Genomic DNA, 22,962 nt, shown 5'->3' on the forward strand with positions numbered 1-22,962 from the left:
ACGAGCGGACCGTGAAGATCGTCGGCACCCTGGCGTCGAGCCGGTCCACGCCGTTACTCTCCCTTCGTACCCCCCGCAGTGGAGCCGGGCGACTCTACCCGGTGCCCCGGCCTGCCACCGCACGATTTCTGACAAGGTGGAACGCGCCGTGACGGAGCCTCGCCGATGAACGGCTGGAGCTCTCACCTGGGCGAGGACCGCTGGGACGACGAACCTGCCTGGATCTACGAGATCACCTGGGAGTGGGAGCCGCTGCCCGGCCAGCGCTATCCCGGCGACCAGGGACGGCGGCGGGCGGTGCACACCCCGATCTACGAGGCGTCACGCGGCACCGACGCGCATGGCGCCGGACGGGCCACCGTCGGACCGTCACCGGACCCGGGACCCGGAGGTGCCCCCGGACCACAGATTCCGGCGCAGGCACGACCGCACGACCGGCCGCCACCGGACCGGCCCCCGGACCGGCCCCCGGCGCCACCTCGCGCGGAGCCGTCGTGGAACCGGCCGGTGCCGCTGCCCGAGCGGCTGTTGGACGAGCGCATGGCGGACGACCCGGCGCACCGGCACCCGCGGTCGACCGGCGGCTACGGGCCCCCGCGCGGTCCGGTCAACGGTTACCGGCCACCGGCGCCACGCTCCGGCCCGGACGACGGCTACCGGCCACCGGCCCCGCGATCGGGACCGGACGATCTTTACCGGCCGCCGCCCGCGCGACCGGGGCCGGGCCCGGACGACGGCTACCGGCCACCGCCCGGTCGACCGGGTGAGGGTTACCGGCCCGCCACGGGTCCGTCCGGCACGCCGTACGGACGTCCGCGGCCGGACGACACCGATCCTCGACACCTCGATCACGCACCGGCCCCGCGGCCCGGCGGCCCGCCGCCACGCGGTCCGCAGGGACGGACTCCACCGGGCGCCGCCCGGCCCGGCTCACCGGCACCGGAGAGCGGGCGGTACGGCGTGCCGGAAGCCACCGTTCGTCCCCGGCCGACGGCTCCCGGGCAGCACGCTTCGCCACCGGTGGTGCCCGGCGCGCCACGGCCCGCGGCCCCTCCGGGGCGTCCCGTCTCGGCGGGGTATCCACCGCCGTACGCCCATCAACCGGAGCCTCCGGGCATGTCGCGACCCGGACCGGTCAACGGCCAGCGCGCGCCGGAGGCATGGCACGGCCGCCCCGGGCCGAGCACGCAGGGGCCGGGCAGCACACCAGGGCGGGGCACGCAGGGGCCGGGCAGCGCACCACCTGCGCGGCCTGCGCCGTACCGGACGCCGCCGCAGCCGCCCGGCGCGCCGCAACCGCGGTCCGGCGCGCCGTCGTTCCGCCCGGCGCCGCCCGCGCAGCAGGGTGCGCCGCCGCCGTTCTATGCCCCGGACGACGAGCCACATCGCGACCGCCATGCGGCCGGGCCGTACCGCCCGTCCTCGCCCGCCCCGCACCGGGAACCGGCCACCCCGCACCGGGAACCGCCCGCCCCGCACCGGGACCGGGGACCGCTCGGCGAGCCGACGACGTGGCGCGAGCACATTGGCCCGCCGGACCGGCGCGGCGAGCCGGAGGCGCCCGAAGCGCCGTGGTCGTCCCGCGACGTGCATGCCACCTACCTGGACGAGGATCCGGCTCCGCGCAACCGCCGGCCGGTCGGGCCCGACGACACCGCGGCCGGGCAGCCCTGGCAGTCGCGCCTCGCCGCACAGGACGATCTGGAGGCGACGCTGGACCCGCGCACGCAGTCGGCGGCGCCCACCGCACCGCTGCCCCGGTCCGCACCACCATCGTTCGACCGGCCGGCGTCCGCATCGCCATCGTTCGACCGGCCGGCGTCCGCACCGCCCGCGGGCGCGGAGGACCGCCGCGCGCCGGACGACACCGCGGCGTCCGAGACGCCGGTCTCCGGGTCGCCCTCGCCGGTGTCCGGCCTGGGATGGTCCGACCGGCCGCTCTCACCCGCGGGCGAGAGGCACGCGGGCGAGAGGCACGCGGGCGAGAGGCAGGTGGAGGAGCACGACGACGGGCCGGCCGGCGCGGTGGCGGACGTCCCCGAACCGGCACCCGCGTACGAGCCGGAACCCACCGACGATCCGGCAACCGGCATCGATCCGCGAAGTGCCGGGGAGCCGGCGCGCGCCGAGACCGACGACGACGCCGGGGAGGCCGACGGTAGTCATGGCCTGGGTTGGCTGCTGTCCCAGAACGGGCTCGGCGCCACGGGACCGGAACCCGGGGCCGACCCGGCCGAGGACATCCCCCACCCGACGTCCGGCGCCGCGTATGCCGACGCGCCCGCCAGCGGTGGCGCACCGGTCAGGCAGAACTGGTTCGCACCGGTGCACGACGAGGGCGCCGAGGACAACGACGCCGGAGCCACCGACGCCGGAGCCACCGACCCTGGGACCACCGACCCTGGGACCACCGACCCTGGGACCACCGACCCTGGGACCACCGACCCTGGGACCACCGACGCCGGGGCCACCGAGGAGGCCGACGCGAGTGCCGCGGCCAACGAGACCGACGCGGACGCCAGAACCGACCCGGCCGCCGGAACCGGACCGGCCGCCGGAGCCGGACCGGTCGGCGAAGGTGACGCGGTCGCTGCGGCGCCGCCGGACCGGGAAGCGGGACTGGACCGGGAACCGGACGAGACGCCGGTGCACGCGCCGGGCGCCGAATTCGTCCCGGATGCCGGGGCGGCGACGCCCGTACCGCAAGCGGATCGGCTGCCGGACGCGAAACTCGCGGCGGTCGACGAGCCGGACGCCTCTCCGGAGAACACCGCGGACCGGGAACCCCCCGGTGATGCGCCCGTCGAGTCCCCGCCGGACGAGCCGGCACCGGTGCCGTTCCGTGCGGCACGCCCGGCCGGGGCCGCCGAGCCGACGTCGTCGCCGGGCCGGGAGTCGTCGAACCGGCTCGTCGATCCCGAGCAGTTACTCGCCACGTACGACTGGGAGTTCTCCACCGAGACGCTGCGCGAGCAGGCCGACGACCCGGACCGGCTGGCCGCCGTCCGGGATCGCCTGACCGACAAGGTGGAGTTCGCCGAGCGGGACGCCGTACGCGCCCGGCTGCTGAGCCTGCGCGCGGTGGTCTCCCGGGTGCTGGGCGACCTGGACTTCGCGCTGGAGGACGCCCGGACCGCGCTGAACCATGCGGAAGCCACCGGCGAGCTGCGCCGGACCGCGATCGTGCAGGCGCGGCTGGCGCACGTGTTGCAGTGGCGAGGCGACTACGCCGAGGCCGACCGGCTGTACGAGGAGGCGAACTCGGTCGAGCTCCCCGGTCGGCTGCGCGCGGAGATCTGCGAACTGGCCGGCCGTTCCGCGTACGAGCAGGGCCGCTACCTGGAGGCGATGAACCAGTTCGAACGCGCCCTGGATCTGCGGCCGGAAGCCGACCCGGAGACGGTGACCCGGATCGAGACGGCCCTGGACTCCGTCGTGGAGCGGACGCGCGACAAGGGCTGGGGGCCGTACCCGCGCCGTCGCGAGGAGATCCTCCAGCTCCCGCCGCAGCCCGAGCCGGTGCCCGAAGGGCGGTACGCCGAGGTGCAGCCGTTCGCCGAGCGAAGGGCCTGGGTGCGGCGGCCCGGTGCGCCGCGCTGGGAGCTCATCGACGCGGAGGGCACCCTGCTGATCGACACCTCGGCCGGGTACGTGCGAGTACAGCCGTTCGCCGACGGGGTTTCCTGGGTGTCCCGCGATCCGGTGGGCGGCTGGTTCGCCATCGACGCCCGCAACCGCCTGGTGGTGCCGGGCGGGTTCGACGACGTGCGGCCGTTCCGCCGGGGTGTCGCCGCGGTACAGCGTGGCGGCTGGGGCGCGGTCGACCGGTACGGCCGGATGGTGGTGCCGCCGAAGTACCACGGATTCGCCACCGCCCTCGCCGGCGGCCGGAGCATCGACGGGTTCACCGACGAAGGACTCGCGGTGGTCGACGCCGGGGACCGATTCGGCGTGCTGGACCGTACGGGTCAGATGCTGATCGCCCCGGTGCACGCGGCCGTGCTGATCCACCCGGTGGCGTACCTGATCGCCGACCGCGAGGGTCGGTGGGGCGCGCTGGACCGCGCCGGCGAGCCGCTCATCGACACCACACATCGCGACCCGGCGACCGTGACCGAGGAGATCGACCGGCTGATGGTGGACACGCGTCCGGTCCTGTGAGCTGGGTATGGTCGGGTCATGGAGTTCCGACACCTCGGCCGTTCCGGCCTCATCGTCAGCGAGATCGCCTACGGCAACTGGATCACCCACGGTTCTCAGGTCGAGGAGGAAGCCGCCGCCGCGTGCGTCAAGGCCGCCCTCGACGCGGGCGTGACGACCTTCGACACCGCCGACGCGTACGCGGGAACGCGTGCCGAGGAGGTCCTGGGCCGGGCGCTCCACGGGCAGCGGCGGGCCGGCCTGGAAATCTTCACCAAGGTGTTCTGGCCGACCGGGCCCGGCCCGAACGACCGCGGCCTGTCGCGCAAGCACATCATGGAGTCGATCGACGGCTCGCTGCGCCGGTTGCAGACCGATTACGTGGACGTCTATCAGGCGCACCGGTACGACTACTCGACGCCGCTGGAGGAGACCATGGAGGCGTTCGCCGACGTGGTGCATTCCGGCAAGGCCCATTACATCGGCGTCTCCGAGTGGACCGCGGAGCAGATCCGGGCGGGTTGGAAGATGGCCCGCGAGCTGAAGTTCTCGCTGGTCTCGAACCAGCCGCAATACTCCATGCTGTGGCGGGTGATCGAGACCGAGGTGGTGCCGACCTCCGTCGAGCTGGGCCTCGGCCAAGTGGTCTTCTCGCCGATCGCGCAGGGCGTGCTGACCGGCAAGTATGAGCCGGGCAAGCAGCCGCCGACCGGTTCCCGGGCGACCGATGACAAGTCGGGGGCGAACTTCATCAAGCGCTGGATGTCCGACGAGGTGCTGGGCGCGGTGCAGAAGCTCAAGCCGCTGGCGGCGGACGCCGGGTTGTCGCTGGCGCAGCTCGCGGTGGCGTGGGTGCTGCAGAACGACAACGTGTCGGCGGCCATCGTGGGCGCTTCGCGCCCGGAGCAGATCCAGGACAACGTCAAGGCGTCCGGGGTGAAGCTGGACAGCGGACTGCTCAAGGCGATCGATGAGATCGTGGAACCGATCACCGAGCGGGACCCGGGCAAGACGGTGAGCCCCGCGAAGCGTCCCTGAACGCAAGCCACCAATACCCCGCCGTCCCGCCCCGACCCCCCGCCCCGTCCCGCCGTCCCGTCGCCCCGCCCCGACGCCCCGCCCCGCCCCGGCCCCGCGACCCGGCCCCGCGACCCGGCCCCGCGATCTTGAGCTTTCGGTGCCCGGTCTGACACGTCCTAACCGACATGTCGGACCCCGAAATCCAAGATCGACGGGACGGGACGGCGACGGGGCGGGACGGCGACGGGACGGGACGGCGACGGGACGGGACGGCGACGGGACGGGACGGCGACGGGACGGGGCGGGGCGGGACGGCGGGGGATCGCCGGGGACACGGGCCGGGCGGGCGGGGACCCGCCGGGGGCTGGCTCAGCTCCAGAACCGCATCAGCTCGAAACCGGCGGCGGACAGCGCCCGCGGCACACCGATCGACTCGGACAGCCAGTACACGGCCGAGAAGAACCAGTGGTTGATCCGGGACTGCCAGAGCAGCGCGAAGAGCAGGATGAAGCCGTACGGCGCGAAGAGGTTGTAGGTGCGCTGATACGGCGGGCTGAGCCAGGGGTGCAGCATGTTGCCGCCGTCCAGACCGGGGACCGGCAGGAAGTTCAGCACGCTGGCGGTGACCTGGAGGAAGGCCAGCAACGCCAGAGCGGCCCAGAACTCCAGGTGTCCCGCGCCGCCGACCACGGTGTACTGGCCGAACTCGTTCTGCTCGATACGCGGGGCCGCCCCGGACAGGAACGGCACCGCCAGGATCAGTGCGAACAGCACGTTGGTCAACGGCCCGGCCGCGCTGATCAGCGATTGCCGCAGCTTGCTGCCGATGTGCGCGTGGTCCACCCAGACCGCGCCGCCGGGCAGGCCGATGCCACCCAGCACCACGGCGACGATGGGCAGCACAATGGACAGCAGCGGGTGGGTGTATTTCAGTGGGTTGAGGCGCAGGTAACCGCGGTCGGCCACGCCACGGTCGCCGGACGCGTAAGCGACGATGGCGTGGGCGTACTCGTGCAGGCACAGCGACACCAGCCAGCCGGAGACGACCAGTAGGAAGACGTCGATGCGGACGTTGCCGAAACCGGTCCAGGCCATCCAGCCGGCCACCGCGGTGAGCGCGAGAATGCCGACGAACACCGGGCTGGGCAGGAACGCCCCGGCCGGGGTTCGTCGGGTGACCGGATTGCTCACTCGGCCGGCTGCAGGCTCATGGCGTAGTCGACGCGATCGTCCTCCAACAGAACGACCTGGGCGACCCCGGCGGCGGCCAGCTCACGCCACTCCTGGCCGATCCACGACTCGGCGTCGGCCTGGCTGCTGAACGTCTCGGCCGGGCCGGCCACCGGCTGCCCGTCGAGACCTTCGTACCGCCAACTCCACGGCATTGCGCCGCCCCCTTACCTCTTCGTTCGGTGGTCCTCCACCCTACGGCGTCATCCGGCGGGCTCCGGCCGTAAGGTACGGGGCATGTCCGAAGATCGGTGGAACACGGTCCTCGTTCTCGGCGGGATCCGCTCCGGCAAGTCCGCGTTCGCCGAGTCGTTGGTCGCCGACGCGCCGACGGTGCGCTATGTCGCCACCGCCGTCGGCGGTGAGGACGACCCCGAGTGGATCGAGCGGATCGAGGCCCACCAGCGCCGCCGTCCCCAGTCGTGGAGCACCGAGGAGACCGGGCCGGACCCGGCGCGGCTGACCGATCTGCTGACCGAGGCCAAGCCGGACGACACGCTGCTGATCGACGATCTGGGCGGCTGGGTGGCCGCCCTCTTGGATCCTGCCCGTCAGCCCAACGACGATGTGGCGTCCGTGGACGCGCTGGCCACGGCCGTCCGGCGATGCGCCGCGCGGGTGGTGCTGGTCAGCCCGGAGGTGGGCCTGTCGTTGGTGCCGGTCACCCCGGTTGGCCGGGCGTTCGCGGACGCGGTCGGCACCGCGAACCAGGCACTGGCCGACGCCTGTGACGGTGTAGTGCTGGTGGTGGCGGGACAGCCGACGTGGCTGAAGCCGATGCCGCCGACCCCGCACACGACGCCCGCCACCCCGGACGAACCGGCTGCCGCCGCGACCGCATCCCCGGACGCGCCGCCGACCACCCCGCCCGCCGCCGCGCCGACCAAGCCCGCGGTCGCGCCCCCGCCCACGCCGAAGGTGCAGCCGGCGGTGCTCGTCGCACCCACCGCACCGGAAACCGCGGGGCCGGAAACCGCCGGGCCGGAAACCGCCGGGCCGGAAACCGCCGAGCCGGAAACCGCGGGGCCGACCGAGGCACCGGCGGAGGCCGGCCCGGCGCGCGCGGACGCGGGAGAGCTCGTCCCCGACGGCACCGACATCCGGCCCGGCATGGATCTGCCCATGCCGGACGGCGACGCCGGGCCGGACGCCCGGGACCGGCTCGGCACCCTGGACCTGCCGGGCGCCGGTGTGGGGGTGCTCGCCGAGGCGATCGAGTTCGCCGCCGCGACGCAGGGCACCGCGATCCCGCGCCCGTGGGGTCCGGTGCGGGTGATGCTGTTCGCCGGCGCGCACGACGGCGGCGCGGCGGCCGGCACCGACCGGGCCGACGTGGAGCGCCGGGTCGCCGCGGTGGAGGCGGGCCGCGGCCCCCTGATGCGGCTCGCCGGCGCGGCCGACGCGGACGTTGCCGTGGTGCGGGTGCCGGCCTCGGGTGCCATGGAGGACGGCCCGGTGCTCAGCGACGAGGCCGTCGACGACCTGCTCCGGCAGGGCTGGGAGCTGACCGACGCCGCCGGCTCGGACGGCAAGCAGGCGCTGGTCATCGGCTCGGTCGGGGTCGGCACCGACGCCGCCGCGACGGCGGTGCTGGCGGCAACCACCGGGGCCGAGCCGGTCGCGGCGCTGCCGCGGGTGCTGACGCCGGGCGGGATGTTCGACGACAACGCGTGGATGCTGCGCTGCGCTGCGGTGCGCGACGCCCTGCACCGGATCCGGCGCGAGCCGCGCGGTCCGAAGGACATCCTGGCGCAGATCGGCGGGGCGGATCTGACGCTGGCCGTGGGGGCGCTCCTGGGCGCCGCCGCACGCCGCATGCCGGTGCTGTTGGACGGCCCGGTCGGCGTCGCCGCGGCCCTGGTCGCCCGGGACATGGCGGGTCCGGCGCGGCACTGGTGCCTGCTGCCGGACGCCGGCACGCAACCGCTTGTCGCTCAGGGCGCCGACGTGCTGGGGCTGATCCCGGTGCTGAACATGCGGCTGGACCTCGGCGAAGGTGCCAACGCGCTGGCCGCGCTGCCACTGCTGCGGTCCGCGATCGGCCTGGCCCGGTCGCTGCCGGTGCATCCCACGCTGCCGGTCGCCGAGCACGACGGCTCCGGCACGGATACCGAGCACGACGGCTCCGGCACGGAGGCCGCCTCGTCCACATCGGATGCCTGATCCCGGCACGCCGGGGCGGGCATCGCGCACGTTCGGGGACGGCCTGCGGCTCGCCGTCGGCACCTTGACCGTCGCGCCCATGCCGGCGGGCCGGGTGGACCGGGCCACCGCAGCGGTGGCGATGAGCGCGGCGCCGGTGGTCGGCATGGCCCTCGGCGGCGTGCTGGTCGCGGTGCTCGCGATGCTGGGCGGTGGATTGCTGGCGGCGGCGGTCGCGGTGGCCGCCGGAGCGGTGCTGACTCGCGGGCTGCACCTGGACGGGCTGGCCGACACGGTGGACGCGCTGGGGTCGTACCGCCACGGCGCCGAAGCCCTAGAGATCATGAAGAGGGCGGACATCGGCCCGTTCGGGGTGGCGGCCGTCGTCCTCGTGCTGCTGCTCCAGGCCGCCGCGCTGGCTCAGGCGCCGCTCTGGGCTGCCGCGTCCGCGTGGGCCACCGGCCGGCTCGCCATCACGCTGGCGTGCCACCGCCGCGTCCCGGCCGCCCGGCCGCACGGGCTGGGCGCGCTGGTCGCCGGCACCGTGCCCACCGCGGTCGTCGCGCTGCTGGCGGCAGGCGCGGTCGCCGCCTCGATCCCGGTGGTGCCGGGTCGCGCATGGCAGGGGCCGGCCGCCACCGTCGTCGCGCTGGCCGGGGCCGCGGCGCTGGTGCGCCACGCGGTCCGCCGGCTGGGCGGCGTCACCGGCGACGTGCTCGGCGCCGCCACCGAGATCACCACCACGATCGCGCTGGTAGGGCTGTCCGTGCGGTGAGCCGCACGGCGCTCACCGCACGGAGGTCTGCACGAACGGCGGCCGGACGATCCGCGCCTCGGTGCGACGGCCGCGGATGTCCACCTGTACCAGGTCGCCCTCGGACAGCCCGGCCGAGGTGTCGATCAGGGCGAGGGCGATGCCGACCTTGCGGGTGGGTGAGAACGTGCCGCTGGTGGTCTCCCCCACGCGGGTGTCTCCCGCGAACACCTCCATCTGCCCGCGCGGGACGCCACGGCCGGTGAGCTCCAGTCCGCGCAGCCGGCGCGCCGGGCCGGCGGACTTCTCCGCGAGCAGCGCCGCACGGCCCCAGAAGGCGGGCTTGGACCAGCCCACCGCCCATCCCGAACGGCCCTGCACCGGCGTGATGGACAGCGACAGGTCCTGGCCGTGCAGCGGGTATCCCATCTCGGTGCGCAGCGTGTCCCGCGCTCCCAGGCCGCACGGCTGCACCCCGGCGCCGATCAGGGCGTCCCAGATCGTGGCCGCGTCGTCACGGGCGACGACCAGTTCGTACCCCTGCTCGCCGGTGTAGCCGGTCCGGCAGACGATCACCTCGGCGCCGTCCACCGCCGCCGATGAGAACGACATGTAGTCGTGTCCGGTGGGCAAGCCGAGCGCCTTCACCGCGGGCTCCGACGACGGGCCCTGCACGGCGAGGATCGCGTACTGCTGATGTTCGTCGCTCACCGTGACGCCGTCCGGGGCAGCGGCGCGCAGGCGGCGGACCACCTCGGCGGTGTTGGCCGCATTGGGCACCAGGAAGACCTCGTCCGGCCCGATCAGGTACGCGATGAGATCGTCCACCACGCCACCGGTCGCGTCGTCGCAACACAGCGTGTACTGCGCCTGGCCGGGCCCGATCCGGCTGAGGTCATTGGTCAGGCAGGCGTCGACGAATCCGGCCGCACCCGGCCCGGTGACGCGGGCCTTCCCGAGATGCGACACGTCGAACACCCCCACCGTCGTACGGACCGCGGTGTGTTCCTTCAGGACGCCGCCGCCCGCGTACTCCAGCGGCATCTCCCAGCCACCGAAGGTGGCGAATTTGGCGCCGAGCGCAGTGTGACGGTCGTGCAACGGAGAGCGGAGCAGCATGGCGTCGAACCTACCTGGCGACCCGGATGTGACAAGGCTCACGCCAGCCGTTTGGAGGGTTCGCGGGGTTCCGGGGTTATCGGCGTCACCTGCGCCTTTCTTTCCGAGGTCGCGGTGAGTAAATATCAAGAAACGGACTTTACACATGATTCAGGGACGTTGTTCGGTTGTCTTGCCGCCACTGCGGGAATGATGGCCGCACCGAGTGACGAGCCACCGCGGCCAGCCACGGTCCGCGGACGACAACACCGGAAGGACAGCGACGATGGCTAGCTGGATCCTGGTGCCGTGCCTGGTCAGCCTGCGCAGCGAGTTCAACCGGTTGGCGCCCGGCCGAGACCACACCTCGGACGGATCGATCGGTGATGCCGCGCATGCGCAGTCCAGCTCCGATCACAATCCGGACGAGACCGGACGTACGCCGTACCACGACGCCGACCACATCAACGAGGTGCACGCCATCGATGTGGACGACGACCTGCGCAAGTCGGGCTGGACCATGCAGCGATGCGTGCAGATCATCGTGACCCGCCACCGCACCGGCAAGGACAACCGGCTGCAGAACGTCATCTACAACCGGCGCATCTGGTCCCGGTCCTGGGGCTGGACGGCGCGGACGTACACCGGAACGAGCCCGCACACCGAGCACGCGCACTTCTCCGCCCGCTACACCACCGCCCAGGAATCGGACACCCGCCCCTGGGGGCTTCTTGAGGAGGACGAGGACATGCCGACTGCAGCAGAGATCGCCGCGGAAGTGGTCAAGCGGCTCGACACCGCGCCGATCCGCCACAACCGGACCCTGGGCGGCACCCTTGACGCGCTGGTCGCCCGCGGCACCCAGCCGGACGGCGAGTCGATCACCAGCCTGATCGGCCGCAACGCGCTGGATCAGGGCATCCCGAACGGCATCACCGGCACGAAGACCACGGCGTGGGCTGCCCTGCTGAACCTGGGTCAGGCGGTCGGCGACATCCGGGACCTGGTCGGCAAGCTGTCCGTGACCGTCGCCTCGATGGCCGCCGGCGATGTCGACCCGCAGCACGTCAACGAGCTCAAGACACTCGTCGACCGGGTGGATGCGGCCGTGCCGACCGAGTTGCTGAGCGGCACGCCCGAGGAGACCGCCGCGGCGTTGCGGATGGTGCTCGGCGACCGCGCGGCCGAGGTCGGCCGCCTGCTGAACCAAGGGTGATCTGCGGGGGCACACCGATCTTTCACCGCCGACAATGGTTAGAGTCGCGGGGACATCGTCGAACAGCCGGCGCGACCGCGCCGGCTGAAGCTTGAGTCGGCGCCGCCCACCAGCCGCGGCCCGGCCCCAGTCGCCCGCGGAGACACTTCAGTGACCCAGCCCACTGTCAGCCTGGTGGACACCGACCCCGCCGAACTGGCCGTCGATGCGATCGTGATCGGCCTGCACAGCCAGCCGGAGGAGACCGGCGCGCTGCTGCCCGCCGCCGGAGCGGAGAGCATCACGGCAGCCTTCGACGGCAAGCTCACCTCGACGCTGGCCCTGCTGGGCGCCGGCGGCAGCCCGGGTGAGGTGACCAAGCTGGCGACGCTGGGCGCCGTCACCGCTCCGCTGATCGTCGCGGTGGGCCTGGGCGACGAGCCCCGCGGCTCCGCGCCGGCCACCGAGATGCTGCGCCGGGGCACCGCGGCCGCGGTGCGGGCGCTGGCCGGCAGCAGCACCGTGGCTCTCGCGCTGCCGTTGCCCGACGACGAGGACGCTCCCGCCGTGCTGCGCGCCACCCTGGAGGGTGCGCTGCTCGGCCCGTACCGGTTCGCCGGATACAAGACCAAGCCGCGCCCGGGGCAGAAGAAGCCGGTGGCGGCGATTCAGGTGCATGTGCCGGACGCCACGGATGCGGCCGCGCTCGCCGAGGTGACGCGCGCCGAGGCGGTGGCGCGATCGGTGCGGCGTGCCCGGGACTGGGTCAACACCCCGCCGAACCACCTGCGTCCGCCGGCGTTCGCGGACGCGGTGATCGACGCGGCCAAGGACTCCGGCCTGGAGATCGAGGTGCTCGACATGGCCGCCCTGCGCGCGGGCGGCTACGGCGGCATCGTCGCCGTCGGCCAGGGTTCCGAGGCGGAGCCGCGGCTGGTCAAGCTGTCCTACACCCCGCAGCAGGTGGCCGACCCGAAGCGGGTGGCGCTGGTCGGCAAGGGCATCACGTTCGACACCGGCGGCATCAGCATCAAGACCGCGGCCGGCATGTGGGAGATGAAGTCCGACATGGCCGGCGCGGCGGCGGTCGGCGCCACGATGCTGGCGGTGGCCGCGCTCAAGCCCGATGTCGCGGTGATCGGATATCTGGCGATGGCGGAGAACATGCCGTCCGGCACCGCGTACCGTCCCGGCGACGTGATCACCATGTTCAGCGGCAAGCGCGTCGAGGTCCTCAACACCGACGCCGAGGGCCGCATGGTCCTGGCCGACGGCATCGCCCGCGCGTGCGCGGACGGCACGGACTACCTGTTCGAGACCTCGACGCTCACCGGCGGCCAGGTGATCTCGCTGGGCAAGCGCGTCGCCGGCGTGATGGGCGACCCGCAGACCTGCGAGCGGGTGCGCGCCGCCGGTGACCTGGTGGGCGAGCCGACCTGGCCGATGCCGCTGCCCGACGACGTGCGTAAGGGCATGGAGTCGGAGATCGCCGACATCTGCCAGACCAACGCGGGCATGGACCGGGCCGGGCACATGCTGCAGGGCGGCGTGTTCCTGAGCGAGTTCGTGGCCGACGGGGTCGACTGGGCGCACATCGACATCGCCGGGCCGGCGTTCCACACCGGCGAGGCGACCGGGCACTGGACCAAGGGCGCGACAGGCGTGCCGGTGCGGACCCTCCTCGCCCTGATCGACGATGTGGCGACCAACGGGTGACTCAGGCCGGGCGGCCGTCGCCCGGCCGACGCCGCCGGCGCTCGTTGTAGTCGCGCATCCGCTGCGGATAGCCCATCAGCCGCACGTCGTAGACGGGCATTGCCAACTGATGGGCGAAGCGCCGGGCGAGGTCCGGGGACTCGATGCGCCGACGGGTCCACTCTCCGTCGTGCGCGACGAGCAGCAACGTGGTTTCGGTCACTGTGGTGCGCGGTTCGATGAAACCTTCCACGCCGCGGCGAGATCGGACGAACTCCGCAAGGTAGTCCAAATCGGCGCGATCGGCCGGACGTCCACTGGTACGGCCCGGCTCCTTGCGCCGGCGAAACCACGCCACGACCCGCTCCTCACCATCGACTGCGGCAAGGTTACTTGGTCGACGCACCCCGGTCGGCACCTGACTGCATCGAGCGGCGGCGCAAGTGACAAGATGGCCGTGACGACTTGTGACCGTTTCCATAGTGTGACCCACGTGGTGACGACGCGACCTGGGAGTTGACGTGAGCCAGCCGAACACCTTCGACATCGTGATCCTCGGTGCGGGCAGCGGAGGTTACGCGGCCGCCCTACGCGCCGCCGAGCTCGGTCTCACGGTGGCGCTGATCGACAAGGCCGAGCTGGGCGGGACCTGCCTGCATCGCGGGTGCATCCCGACCAAGGCGCTGCTGCACGCCGCCGAGTTGGCCGACCAGACCCGTGAGAGCGAGCAGTTCGGCGTCAAGGCCGATCTGGTCGGCATCGACATGGCCGGGGTCAACTCATACAAGGACGGCGTGGTCGGCCGCCTCTACAAGGGCCTGCAGGGCCTGCTCAAGCAGGACAAGATCACCATCGTGCAGGGCGCCGGCAAGCTGGTCGCCCAGGACACCGTCGAGGTCGACGGCCAGCGCTACACCGGCCGCAACGTCATCCTGGCCACCGGGTCCTACTCCCGCTCGCTGCCCGGCCTTGAGGTGGACGGCAAGCGGGTGCTGACCAGCGAGCACGCGCTGAAGCTGGACCGCGTGCCGAGCTCGGCGATCGTGCTGGGCGGCGGCGTCATCGGCGTCGAGTTCGCCAGCGTGTGGAAGTCCTTCGGCGCCGACGTGACCATCCTGGAGGCGCTGCCGCGTCTGGTCGCCGCCGAGGACGCCGACATCTCCAAGCAGGTCGAGCGGGCCTTCCGCAAGCGTAAGATCAACTTCAAGGTGGGCAAGCCGTTCGAGAAGGTCGAGCACACCGAGAACGGTGTGCGGGCGACCATCCAGGGCGGCGAGACGGTCGAGGCCGAGATTCTGCTGGTCGCGGTCGGCCGCGGGCCGACCACCCAGGATCTCGGGTACGAGCAGCAGGGCGTCCGCCTCGACCGTGGCTTCGTGCTGACGAACGAGCGGTTGCACACCGGCGTCGGCAACATCTACGCGGTCGGTGACATCGTGCCCGGTCTGCAGCTAGCGCATCGCGGCTTCGCCCAGGGCATCTTCGTGGCCGAGGAGATCGCCGGCCTGAACCCGGCGGTCATCGACGAGGCCGGCATCCCGCGGGTGACGTACTCCGACCCCGAGGTCGCCTCGGTCGGGCTCACCGAGGAGAAGGCCAAGGAGAAGTACGGCGCGGACAAGGTGACGACGTACAACTACAACCTCGGCGGCAATGGCAAGAGCCAGATCCTCAAGACGCAGGGCTTCGTCAAGCTCATCCGCACCGTCGACGGCCCGGTCGTCGGCGTCCACATGGTGGGTGCGCGGATGGGTGAGCTGGTCAGCGAGGCCCAGCTGATCTACAACTGGGAGGCGTTCCCGGAGGAGGTCGCTCAGCTCGTGCACGCGCATCCCACCCAGTCCGAGGCGCTCGGCGAGGCACACCTGGCCCTGGCCGGCAAACCGCTGCACGCCCACTCCTGATCCCGACCTGAACACGCACGTCCCCGACAAGGAGTTCGAAGAGATGCCGGTATCGGTCACCATGCCGCGGCTGGGTGAGAGCGTCACCGAGGGCACCGTCACCCGCTGGCTCAAGCAGGAGGGCGAGCGGGTCGAGGCCGACGAGCCGCTGCTTGAGGTCTCCACCGACAAGGTCGACACCGAGATCCCGTCGCCGGCCGCGGGCGTGCTGTCCCGCATCGTCGTCGGCGAGGACGAGACCGCCGACGTCGGCAGTGAGCTGGCGGTCATCGCCGGTGACGGCGAGGACGCGGGTTCCTCTGCCCCGGCCCCCGCCGAGCAGGCGTCCGCGCCCGCCGACCAGGACGCCGCCGAGCCGGAGCCGGCCGCGCCGAACACCCCGTCCACCGAGAAGCCGGCCGAGCAGGAGACCCCGGAACCGCAGACCGCCGAATCGGCCGGTGGCGACGGCACCGCCGTGACCATGCCGGCGCTCGGCGAGAGCGTCACCGAGGGCACCGTCACCCGGTGGCTGAAGCAGGTCGGCGAGACCGTCGAGGTGGACGAGCCGCTGCTGGAGGTCTCCACCGACAAGGTGGACACGGAGATCCCCTCACCGGTGGCCGGCACCGTGCTTGAGATCAAGGTGCCTGAGGACGAGACCGCGGAGGTCGGCGCCGAGCTGGCGATCGTGGGCAGCCCGTCGTCCGCGCCGCAGCAGCAAACCCCGCAGCAGGCCGCGCCGCAGCAGGCCGCCCCGCCGCGGCAGGAGCAGGAGAAGAAGCCGCCGCAGCAGGAGCGGCCGCTGGTCGAATCGGCCCCCGCGCCCGCGCAGGCCGGCGAGTCGTACGCCGATCCGGCTCCGCAGACCGAGAAGTCCGGTGAGCCGGCGGCCACCGAGCGCAAGGCGGAGCCGTCGGCTCCGGCGCCCGCTGCCGACAAGGTCAAGTCCAACGGTGCGGGCGACGCCGGCTACGTGACCCCGCTGGTGCGCAAGCTTGCCGCGGAGAAGGGCGTGGACCTGTCCACGCTGACCGGCACCGGCGTCGGCGGCCGGATCCGCAAGCAGGACGTCATCGAGGCGGCCGACAAGGCGGCTGCCGCCGCCGCGGCCAAGCCCGCAGCCCCGGCGGCGCAGGCTTCCCCGGCCGCGCAGGCGGCGCCGAAGCCGACGCCCAGCCCGCTGCGCGGACGCACCGAGAAGCTGACCCGCACCCGGGCCACCATCGCCCGGCGCATGGTCGAGTCGCTGCAGATCTCCGCGCAGCTCACGACCGTGGTGGAGATCGACGTCACCAAGGTCGCGCAGTTGCGCAACCGCGCGAAGGGCGACTTCCAGTCGCGGCACGGGGTGAAGCTGAGCTTCATGCCGTTCTTCGCGCTGGCCACCGTGGAGGCGCTGCAGGAGCACCCGGTGGTGAACTCCTCGATCGACCAGGAGGCCGGCACCGTCACCTACCACGACGGTGAGCACCTGGGCATCGCGGTGGACACCCCGAAGGGCCTCATCGTTCCGGTGATCAAGGACGCTGGCGACCTCAGCCTCGCCGGTCTGGCCAAGCGGATCGCCGACGTCGCCGAGCGCACCCGGGCCAACAAGATCAGCCCGGACGAGATCTCCGGCGGCACGTTCACGCTGACCAACACCGGCAGCCGTGGCGCGCTGTTCGACACCCCGATCATCAACCAGCCGCAGGTCGGGATCTTGGGCACCGGTGCGGTGGTCAAGCGTGCCGTGGTGGTGGACGACCCCAACCTGGGCGAACTGGTGGTGCCGCGGTCGATGGTCTACTTCGCGCTCAGCTACGACCACCGCATCGTCGACGGCGCGGACGCGGCCCGCTTCCTGGTCACCGTCAAGCAGCGGTTGGAGGGCGGCCAGTTCGAGGGCGACCTCGGACTCGGCTGACCGGACCGCGCGGCATCGCGACGCCGGTGTGCCCGTGGGGTCTCCTGCCCCACCGGCGCACCGGCGTCACTGTTTGGCGTCAGCTCGCGCGCAGTGGCGTTGAACGGGTTCAGTTCTGGGCAATGATGAACGCATGCGGATTCTCATGGCCGGCTCCTCCGGCTTCCTCGGCACCGCACTGGCCGCCCGGCTGCGCGCGCACGGTCACGACGTCACACGTCTGGTGCGCCGGACCGCTCAGCAGCCCGACGAGGTGAGCTGGCGGCCCGCCGAGGGCCGGCTGGACCCGGCGGTGGTGGCCGCCGCCGACGCGGTGATCAACCTCGCCGGGGCCGGAGTCGGTGACCAGCGGTGGACCCCGCGCTACAAGAGCCTCATCCGCTCCAGCCGGGTGGACAGCACCGGCACCATCGCCCGAGCGGTGCGGCAGGTGAGCGATCAGGACCGGCCACGCACGCTGCTGCAGGGATCCGCAATCGGCTGGTACGGCAGCACGGATGACCGCCGGGTGACCGAGGACGCCCCGGCCGGATCCACCTTCCTGGCCGACGTCTGCCGGGTCTGGGAGGCCGCCGCCCGCCCCGCCGAGGACGCCGGAGCGCGGGTCGTGCTGCTCCGCACCGGCCTGCCACTGGACGCCGACGGCGGCCTGCTCAAGCCGCAGATGCTGCCGTTCCGCCTGGGCATCGGCGGCAAGTTCGGGCGGGGCCGCCAGTGGATGTCGTGGATCGCCCTGGCGGACTGGCTGGACGCCGTCGAATTCCTGCTGGACCGCGACGACGTCGCCGGGCCGGTCAACGTCGTCGGGCCCGATCCGGTCACCAACGCCGCCTTCGCCGACACCTTCGCCCGGCTCCTGCACCGTCCGGCGATCATGCCCATCCCCCCGGTCGCGCTGCGCGTGGCGCTGGGCGAGTTCGCGGCCGAGGCCACGCGCAGCCAACGGGTGATGCCGGGCGCGTTGACCAAGGCGGGCTTCACCTGGGCGCATCCCACCATCGAGTCGGCGTTGCGCTCCGCCCTGGCACCGGTGAGCAGCCCGGCACGTTGACACTCGCGTGCGTCGCGGAGCCGCGGCGGCCGCGGCTTGCTAACCTCCGGCTGATGTCCGTCGCCACCCCCACCGCATCGGCCGACCCGCCTGCCACGCCCGAGGGCGCCCCGTCGCGGCTCGCACAGTGGCGCTGGCACCTGAGCGTGACCGCCCTCGCCCTGGCGCTGGCGGTCTGGATCACCTGGCCGTTGTGGACCGACCCGTACCGTCAAGCCCTCACGCAGAACGCCGGGGACCAGGCCTTCTTCGAATGGCTGCTGGGGTACGGCGTGCATCTGCTGCGCGCCGGCGGCGACCCGTTCTTCAGCCAGTTGCTGAACGCGCCCCTGGGTGTGAACCTCGCCGCGAACACCTCGATCACCGTCTACATCATTCTGTTCGCGCCGATCAGTTGGCTGCTCGGCCCGCAGATCAGCTTCGTGCTGATCCTCACCCTGAACCTGGCCGCGGCGGCCGTCGTCTGGTACGCGTTCCTGCTGCGCCACGTCACGCCGGTGCCGGCGGCGGCAGCGGTGGGTGGGTTGTTCGCCGGTTTCGCGCCGGGCTTCGTGTCGCACGCCAACGGCCACCTCAACTGGTCCGCGGGCTGGGTGGCGCCGGCCGTGCTCTGGTGGGTGCTGCGGCTGCGCGAGCCCGGCCGCTGGCTGCGCAACGGCGCCGTCCTCGGACTCCTGCTGGCCATCGGCTTCTCGATCGCCGCGGAAGGACTGTTCTTCACCGCCCTGGCCAGCGCCGTCTTCCTGATCACCTGGGCGTGCGCCCGGGTGCACGCAGACGAGGTGCGCGCCGCCGCGGCGCCGCTGCTCAAGGGGCTGGCGGTGGCCGCCGTGGTGGCCGGCTTGCTCCTCGCGTACCCGCTCTACATGCATTTCGCCGGGCCGCAATCGTTCTCCGGCACCGGCTTCAACCAACGGCGCTTCGTCGAGGACGTGGTCTCCACGTTCGCCTGGTCCTCGGGATCGCTGGCCGGTCACGCCCACCTCGGCAGTTCGTTCCTGGCGCCGAACGACACGGAACAGACCTCCTTCTTCGGGCTGCCGCTCGTGGTGCTGGTGGTGGTCGCGCTGGGCCGCTTGTGGCGCGCGGCCAAGCCGGGGCGCCGCGCCACGCTGCGCGCGCTGATGGTCGTGGGCGCCGTCTTCACGGTGCTGTCGTGGGGTCCCCGGCTGCAGTTCCTGGAGATCGAGACGCCGATCCCGCTGCCCTACGCGGCCCTGGCCCACCTGCCGCTGTTCGACTCCGCGCTGCCCGCGCGCTTCGCGCTGGTGGTGGCCGGGGTGATCGCGGTGGTGCTGGCGCTGGCGGCGGAGCGTGCCCTCACCCGGACGCGACGGAGCAGCACGTGGGCGGTCGCGTTCGTGGTGGCCCTGGTGCCGCTGCTGCCGATGCCGCTGCAGACCATGCGGCGGGCGCCCGAACCGGAGTTCATCGCTTCCGGCGACTGGCAGCGGTACGTGCCCGATGGCGGGGTGCTGAGCGCGCTGCCGTTCGCCATCAACACGTCTCCTGACGCGCAGCGCTGGCAGGCGTACACGTTGGCCCGCGGCGGTCCGCAGTTCCGGATCCCGGACGGCTACTTCCTCGGGCCGGGCGGCCAGAACGGCACCGGTCAGATCGGCGCACCGTGGCGGCACACGGACTGGTTGTTCTTCCGGGCCGCCCGGTACGGCTTCGTCACCCGCATCGACGATTACGACCGCGCGCAGGCCCGCGCCGACTTCGCGTACTGGGACGTGCGCGCGGTCTTCCTCCCGGCGGAGATCACCGGGCCCGACGGGATGCTGTTCCGCAGCGCGACGGAGATCGCCGCGACCGATCTGCTGGGGCCCCCGGAGCACGTCGACGACGTGTTGCTCTGGCGCATCCGCCCCGGCGTGGACCCGGTCACCGACGGCTTCTGAGCGGGGCGACGGCTTCTGAGCGGGGCGGGCTAGGCTTTCACCGTGACCACACCCACGCTCACCGTGCTGCGTCCCGGCCTGGTCGACTACCGGCAGGCATGGGATGAGCAACGCCGTTTGCACGAGGCCGTGGCGTCCGGCGCCCAGGCCGACACGATCCTGCTGCTGGAGCACCCCAGCGTGCTGACCGCCGGGCGACGCACCGAGCCCGCCGACCGCCCGTGGGACGGCACCCCGGTGGTCGACGTCGACCGCGGTGGCAAGATCACCTGGCATGGCCCCGGCCAGCTCGTCGGCTACCCGATCCTCAAGCTGCCCGACCCGATCGACGTGGTGGCGTACGTGCGGCGCACCGAGCAACTGCTGATCGATGTGTGCGCGGAGTTCGGGGTCACCGCCGCGCGCGTGGACGGGCGCAGCGGCGCCTGGGTCACCGCCGACGAGCGCGGACCGGACCGCAAGATCGCCGCCATCGGCATCCGGGTCTCGCGCGGCGTGACCCAGCACGGTTTCGCCCTCAACGCCGACTGCGACCTGGCCAACTACGACCGCTTCGTGCCGTGCGGCATCCGCGACGCCGGGGTCACCTCGCTGACCGCCGAGCGGGGGCGGCCGGTCACCGTGGCCGACGTGCTGCCGGTCGTCGAGCGTCACCTGCCCACGCTGTTCCCGTGACCGCTCCCGGCTCGGACGGTTAACGGCAGGATTCGATTCGGCAAACGGGTTTTTACGCGTCGGGTGAGGGCAGTCACACCAGTCGCCACGTGAGCCTCGTCGCCTCCGGGCCAGTGCCGCGCCGATCCGGCGTAACCTCGGGGGCGTGACTGTTGCTCCCGAGGGCCGCCGCATGCTGCGCATCGAAGCGCGCAACGCCGAAACTCCCATCGAGCGGAAGCCTCCGTGGATCAAGGTCAAGGCCCGGATGGGTCCGGAATACTCCCAGTTGCGGGGTCTTGTCCAAAAAGAGGGCCTGCACACGGTCTGTCAGGAAGCCGGATGTCCCAACATCTACGAATGCTGGGAAGACCGCGAGGCGACCTTCCTCATCGGCGGCGATCAGTGCACGCGGCGTTGTGACTTCTGCCAGATCGACACCGGCAAGCCCGCCGAGTTCGACGCCGACGAGCCGCGTCGCGTCGGCGAGTCCGTGGCCACCATGGGCTTGCGCTACGCGACCGTCACCGGCGTGGCCCGCGACGATCTGCCCGACGGCGGCGCCTGGCTGTACGCCGAGACCGTGCGGCAGATTCACAAGCTGCAGCCGGGCTGCGGCGTGGAACTGCTGATCCCCGACTTCAACGCCGATCCGGACCAGCTCGCCGAGGTGTTCGGCGCGGCCCCCGAGGTGCTGGCGCACAACGTGGAGACGGTGCCGCGCATCTTCAAGCGGATCCGTCCCGGCTTCCGATACGAACGCTCCCTCGACGTGATCACCCGGGCACGCGCCGTCGGGCTGGTCACCAAGAGCAACCTGATCCTGGGCATGGGCGAGCACCGTGACGAGGTCTCCCAGGCCCTGCGTGACCTGCACGGCGCCGGCTGCGAGCTGATCACCATCACGCAATACCTGCGCCCCACGCCGCGGCATCATCCGGTGGAGCGGTGGGTGCAGCCCGAGGAGTTCGTCGAGCTGCGCGAGGAGGCCGAGCGGATCGGCTTCGCGGGCGTGATGAGCGGGCCGCTGGTGCGTTCGTCGTACCGCGCGGGCCGCCTCTATCAGCAGGCCCTGGCCGCCCGCGGCTGACGGCCGGGCACACCACTACACTTTCGAGTCATGGCAAAACCCCAGGAGAAGGTGTCGTTCGTCGAGCGCCTGAAGCAGATCGGGCAGGTGTTCACGTTCACCGCTCGACAGGACAAGTGGTTCGTACCGCTGGTCATCGGTGCGGTGCTCATCCCACTCGCGGTGAGCGTACTGCTCGTGATCCTGGGTTTCGGGTGGGTCTACATCCCGATCGGCGTCATGGTCGCCCTGCTGGCCGTGCTGATCGTGCTGAACCTGCGGTCCAACGCGGCGATGATGAACGCCGCCGAGGGCCAGCCCGGCGCGGCCGCGTCGATCGTGGAGAACCTGCGCGGCGACTGGCGGGTCCGCCCCGCGGCCTGCTCCACCACCCAGTTCGACATGGTGCACGTGGTGGTCGGCCGACCCGGTGTCATTCTGCTCGGTGAGGGCGTGCCGCAGCGCGTGAAGGGCCTGCTCGGCCAGGAGAAGCGGCGCCTGTCCAAGGTCATCGGCAACGCGCCGATGTACGACTACATCATCGGGCAGGGCGAGGGCGAACTGTCCATCCGGAAACTGCGCACCACGGTGATGCGCCTCCCCCGCAATCTCACCGGCAAGGACGTCAATGCGCTCGACAAGCGGCTCGGCGCGCTGATGGCGCGGCCACAGATGCCCAAGGGTGCGGTCCCGAAGAACATGCGCCCGTCCAAGGGCCAGTTCCGGCAGCAGCGCCCCCGCTGAGCTCAACGGCGCGGCAGCTCAACGGCGCGGCAGCTCGACAGCCGCGGCAGCTCAGCAGCTCAGCCGCGTGGCGGTTTCGGCAGGGCCAGCACGATCGATCCGGCGGCGCGGTCGTGCAGGCCACGCCCCTGCCCGTCGAGGATCAGCGCCGGCACCAGCAACGCCAGCAGCGCCGCCCGCACGGTCGCCCGCAGCAGCCCGATCGCCGCACCGTCCACGTACGACACACAGCGCAGGCGAGCTAGGGTCATGCCAAGCGTGCGGCCGAAGAAGCCGATGCAGACCGCGTTCAGCGCGATCAGCAGGGCCACCGCCGGCCATGCCACGGTGAACGGATCCGCGTAGAGGCTGGACGCCAGCAGGCAGAACGCCCAATCGATCATCAGGGCGGCGAAGCGGGGTCCGAAGCCCGCCGGGCCTGCGTCGACCGGCGTGGGCGGGACGTCGTTCTGGGATGCTGCCACGCTTGAGGAC

At 72.4% G+C, this 22,962-nt stretch carries 18 protein-coding genes; 13 read left to right on the plus strand and 5 right to left on the minus strand.

Annotated elements, in window-relative coordinates:
* Window positions 1-165 precede the first annotated feature (165 nt).
* Window positions 166-4,161, plus strand: coding sequence for a WG repeat-containing protein (locus IEY73_RS34100; RefSeq protein ID WP_189079079.1), 3,996 nt, complete (start codon window positions 166-168; stop codon window positions 4,159-4,161).
* A gap of 18 nt (window positions 4,162-4,179) precedes the next feature.
* The gene (locus IEY73_RS11165; RefSeq protein ID WP_189079080.1) at window positions 4,180-5,178 is read left to right on the plus strand and encodes an aldo/keto reductase family protein; all 999 of its coding nucleotides are present in this window, start codon (window positions 4,180-4,182) and stop codon (window positions 5,176-5,178) included.
* Between the two features lie 351 nt (window positions 5,179-5,529).
* On the opposite strand, the gene IEY73_RS11170 is transcribed toward IEY73_RS11165, so the two are convergent.
* Complete coding sequence (locus IEY73_RS11170; protein ID WP_189079081.1) at window positions 5,530-6,351, minus strand: site-2 protease family protein; 822 nt, start codon at window positions 6,349-6,351, stop codon at window positions 5,530-5,532.
* The gene (locus tag IEY73_RS11175) at window positions 6,348-6,545 is read right to left on the minus strand and encodes a hypothetical protein (RefSeq protein WP_189079082.1); all 198 of its coding nucleotides are present in this window, start codon (window positions 6,543-6,545) and stop codon (window positions 6,348-6,350) included. The genes IEY73_RS11170 and IEY73_RS11175 overlap by 4 nt, the downstream gene beginning before the upstream one ends.
* Before the next feature lie 82 nt (window positions 6,546-6,627).
* On the opposite strand from IEY73_RS11175, the gene IEY73_RS11180 reads away from it, so the two are divergent.
* Together IEY73_RS11180 and IEY73_RS11185 are read left to right on the plus strand one after the other, a co-directional pair.
* Window positions 6,628-8,553, plus strand: a complete 1,926-nt coding sequence (locus tag IEY73_RS11180) for a bifunctional adenosylcobinamide kinase/adenosylcobinamide-phosphate guanylyltransferase (protein WP_189079083.1) — start codon at window positions 6,628-6,630, stop codon at window positions 8,551-8,553.
* On the plus strand, window positions 8,546-9,307 hold the full coding sequence (locus IEY73_RS11185) for an adenosylcobinamide-GDP ribazoletransferase (RefSeq protein ID WP_189079084.1): 762 nt from the start codon (window positions 8,546-8,548) through the stop codon (window positions 9,305-9,307). The genes IEY73_RS11180 and IEY73_RS11185 overlap by 8 nt, the downstream gene beginning before the upstream one ends.
* 12 nt (window positions 9,308-9,319) lie before the next feature.
* Here IEY73_RS11185 and gcvT read toward each other — a convergent pair whose 3' ends face one another.
* Window positions 9,320-10,405: a glycine cleavage system aminomethyltransferase GcvT gene (gene gcvT, locus IEY73_RS11190; RefSeq protein ID WP_373292772.1), complete on the minus strand. Its 1,086-nt coding sequence runs from the start codon at window positions 10,403-10,405 to the stop codon at window positions 9,320-9,322.
* A 265-nt stretch (window positions 10,406-10,670) separates the two neighbouring features.
* Between gcvT and IEY73_RS11195 the strand changes: the two genes are divergently transcribed.
* Together IEY73_RS11195 and IEY73_RS11200 are read left to right on the plus strand one after the other, a co-directional pair.
* Window positions 10,671-11,600 (plus strand): hypothetical protein, encoded by a 930-nt coding sequence (locus IEY73_RS11195; protein ID WP_189079086.1) that lies wholly within the window; start codon window positions 10,671-10,673, stop codon window positions 11,598-11,600.
* A gap of 150 nt (window positions 11,601-11,750) precedes the next feature.
* Entirely contained in the window at window positions 11,751-13,295 is a 1,545-nt protein-coding gene (locus tag IEY73_RS11200) for a leucyl aminopeptidase (RefSeq protein ID WP_189079087.1), read from the plus strand.
* A 1-nt stretch (window position 13,296) separates the two neighbouring features.
* On the opposite strand, the gene IEY73_RS11205 is transcribed toward IEY73_RS11200, so the two are convergent.
* Window positions 13,297-13,632 (minus strand): hypothetical protein, encoded by a 336-nt coding sequence (locus IEY73_RS11205; RefSeq protein ID WP_189079088.1) that lies wholly within the window; start codon window positions 13,630-13,632, stop codon window positions 13,297-13,299.
* 163 nt (window positions 13,633-13,795) lie between these two features.
* Between IEY73_RS11205 and lpdA the strand changes: the two genes are divergently transcribed.
* The 7 genes from lpdA (at window position 13,796) to IEY73_RS11240 (ending at window position 22,488) form a co-directional block, all read left to right on the plus strand.
* Window positions 13,796-15,178 (plus strand): dihydrolipoyl dehydrogenase, encoded by a 1,383-nt coding sequence (lpdA, locus tag IEY73_RS11210; protein ID WP_189079089.1) that lies wholly within the window; start codon window positions 13,796-13,798, stop codon window positions 15,176-15,178.
* A gap of 43 nt (window positions 15,179-15,221) precedes the next feature.
* The gene (gene sucB / locus IEY73_RS11215; protein WP_189079090.1) at window positions 15,222-17,066 is read left to right on the plus strand and encodes a 2-oxoglutarate dehydrogenase, E2 component, dihydrolipoamide succinyltransferase; all 1,845 of its coding nucleotides are present in this window, start codon (window positions 15,222-15,224) and stop codon (window positions 17,064-17,066) included.
* Window positions 17,067-17,199: 133 nt separating this feature from the next.
* Window positions 17,200-18,117 (plus strand): TIGR01777 family oxidoreductase, encoded by a 918-nt coding sequence (locus tag IEY73_RS11220; RefSeq protein WP_189079091.1) that lies wholly within the window; start codon window positions 17,200-17,202, stop codon window positions 18,115-18,117.
* 53 nt (window positions 18,118-18,170) lie between these two features.
* A complete protein-coding gene (locus IEY73_RS11225) occupies window positions 18,171-20,021 on the plus strand; it encodes a DUF6311 domain-containing protein (protein ID WP_189079092.1) in 1,851 nt (616 codons plus the stop codon).
* A gap of 42 nt (window positions 20,022-20,063) precedes the next feature.
* Window positions 20,064-20,696 (plus strand): lipoyl(octanoyl) transferase LipB, encoded by a 633-nt coding sequence (gene lipB, locus IEY73_RS11230; protein WP_189079093.1) that lies wholly within the window; start codon window positions 20,064-20,066, stop codon window positions 20,694-20,696.
* Window positions 20,697-20,868: 172 nt separating this feature from the next.
* Window positions 20,869-21,765 carry a lipoyl synthase gene (lipA, locus tag IEY73_RS11235; RefSeq protein WP_189079218.1) on the plus strand — a complete coding sequence of 299 codons (897 nt, stop codon included), beginning with the start codon at window positions 20,869-20,871 and terminating at the stop codon, window positions 21,763-21,765.
* 30 nt (window positions 21,766-21,795) lie between these two features.
* Window positions 21,796-22,488, plus strand: a complete 693-nt coding sequence (locus IEY73_RS11240) for a DUF4191 domain-containing protein (protein ID WP_189079094.1) — start codon at window positions 21,796-21,798, stop codon at window positions 22,486-22,488.
* A gap of 59 nt (window positions 22,489-22,547) precedes the next feature.
* Here IEY73_RS11240 and IEY73_RS11245 read toward each other — a convergent pair whose 3' ends face one another.
* A complete protein-coding gene (locus IEY73_RS11245) occupies window positions 22,548-22,952 on the minus strand; it encodes an RDD family protein (protein ID WP_189079095.1) in 405 nt (134 codons plus the stop codon).
* Window positions 22,953-22,962: the final 10 nt, after the last annotated feature.

The sequence above is a fragment of the Mangrovihabitans endophyticus genome (genome assembly GCF_014646155.1).
Taxonomy (GTDB): domain Bacteria; phylum Actinomycetota; class Actinomycetes; order Mycobacteriales; family Micromonosporaceae; genus Actinoplanes; species Actinoplanes endophyticus.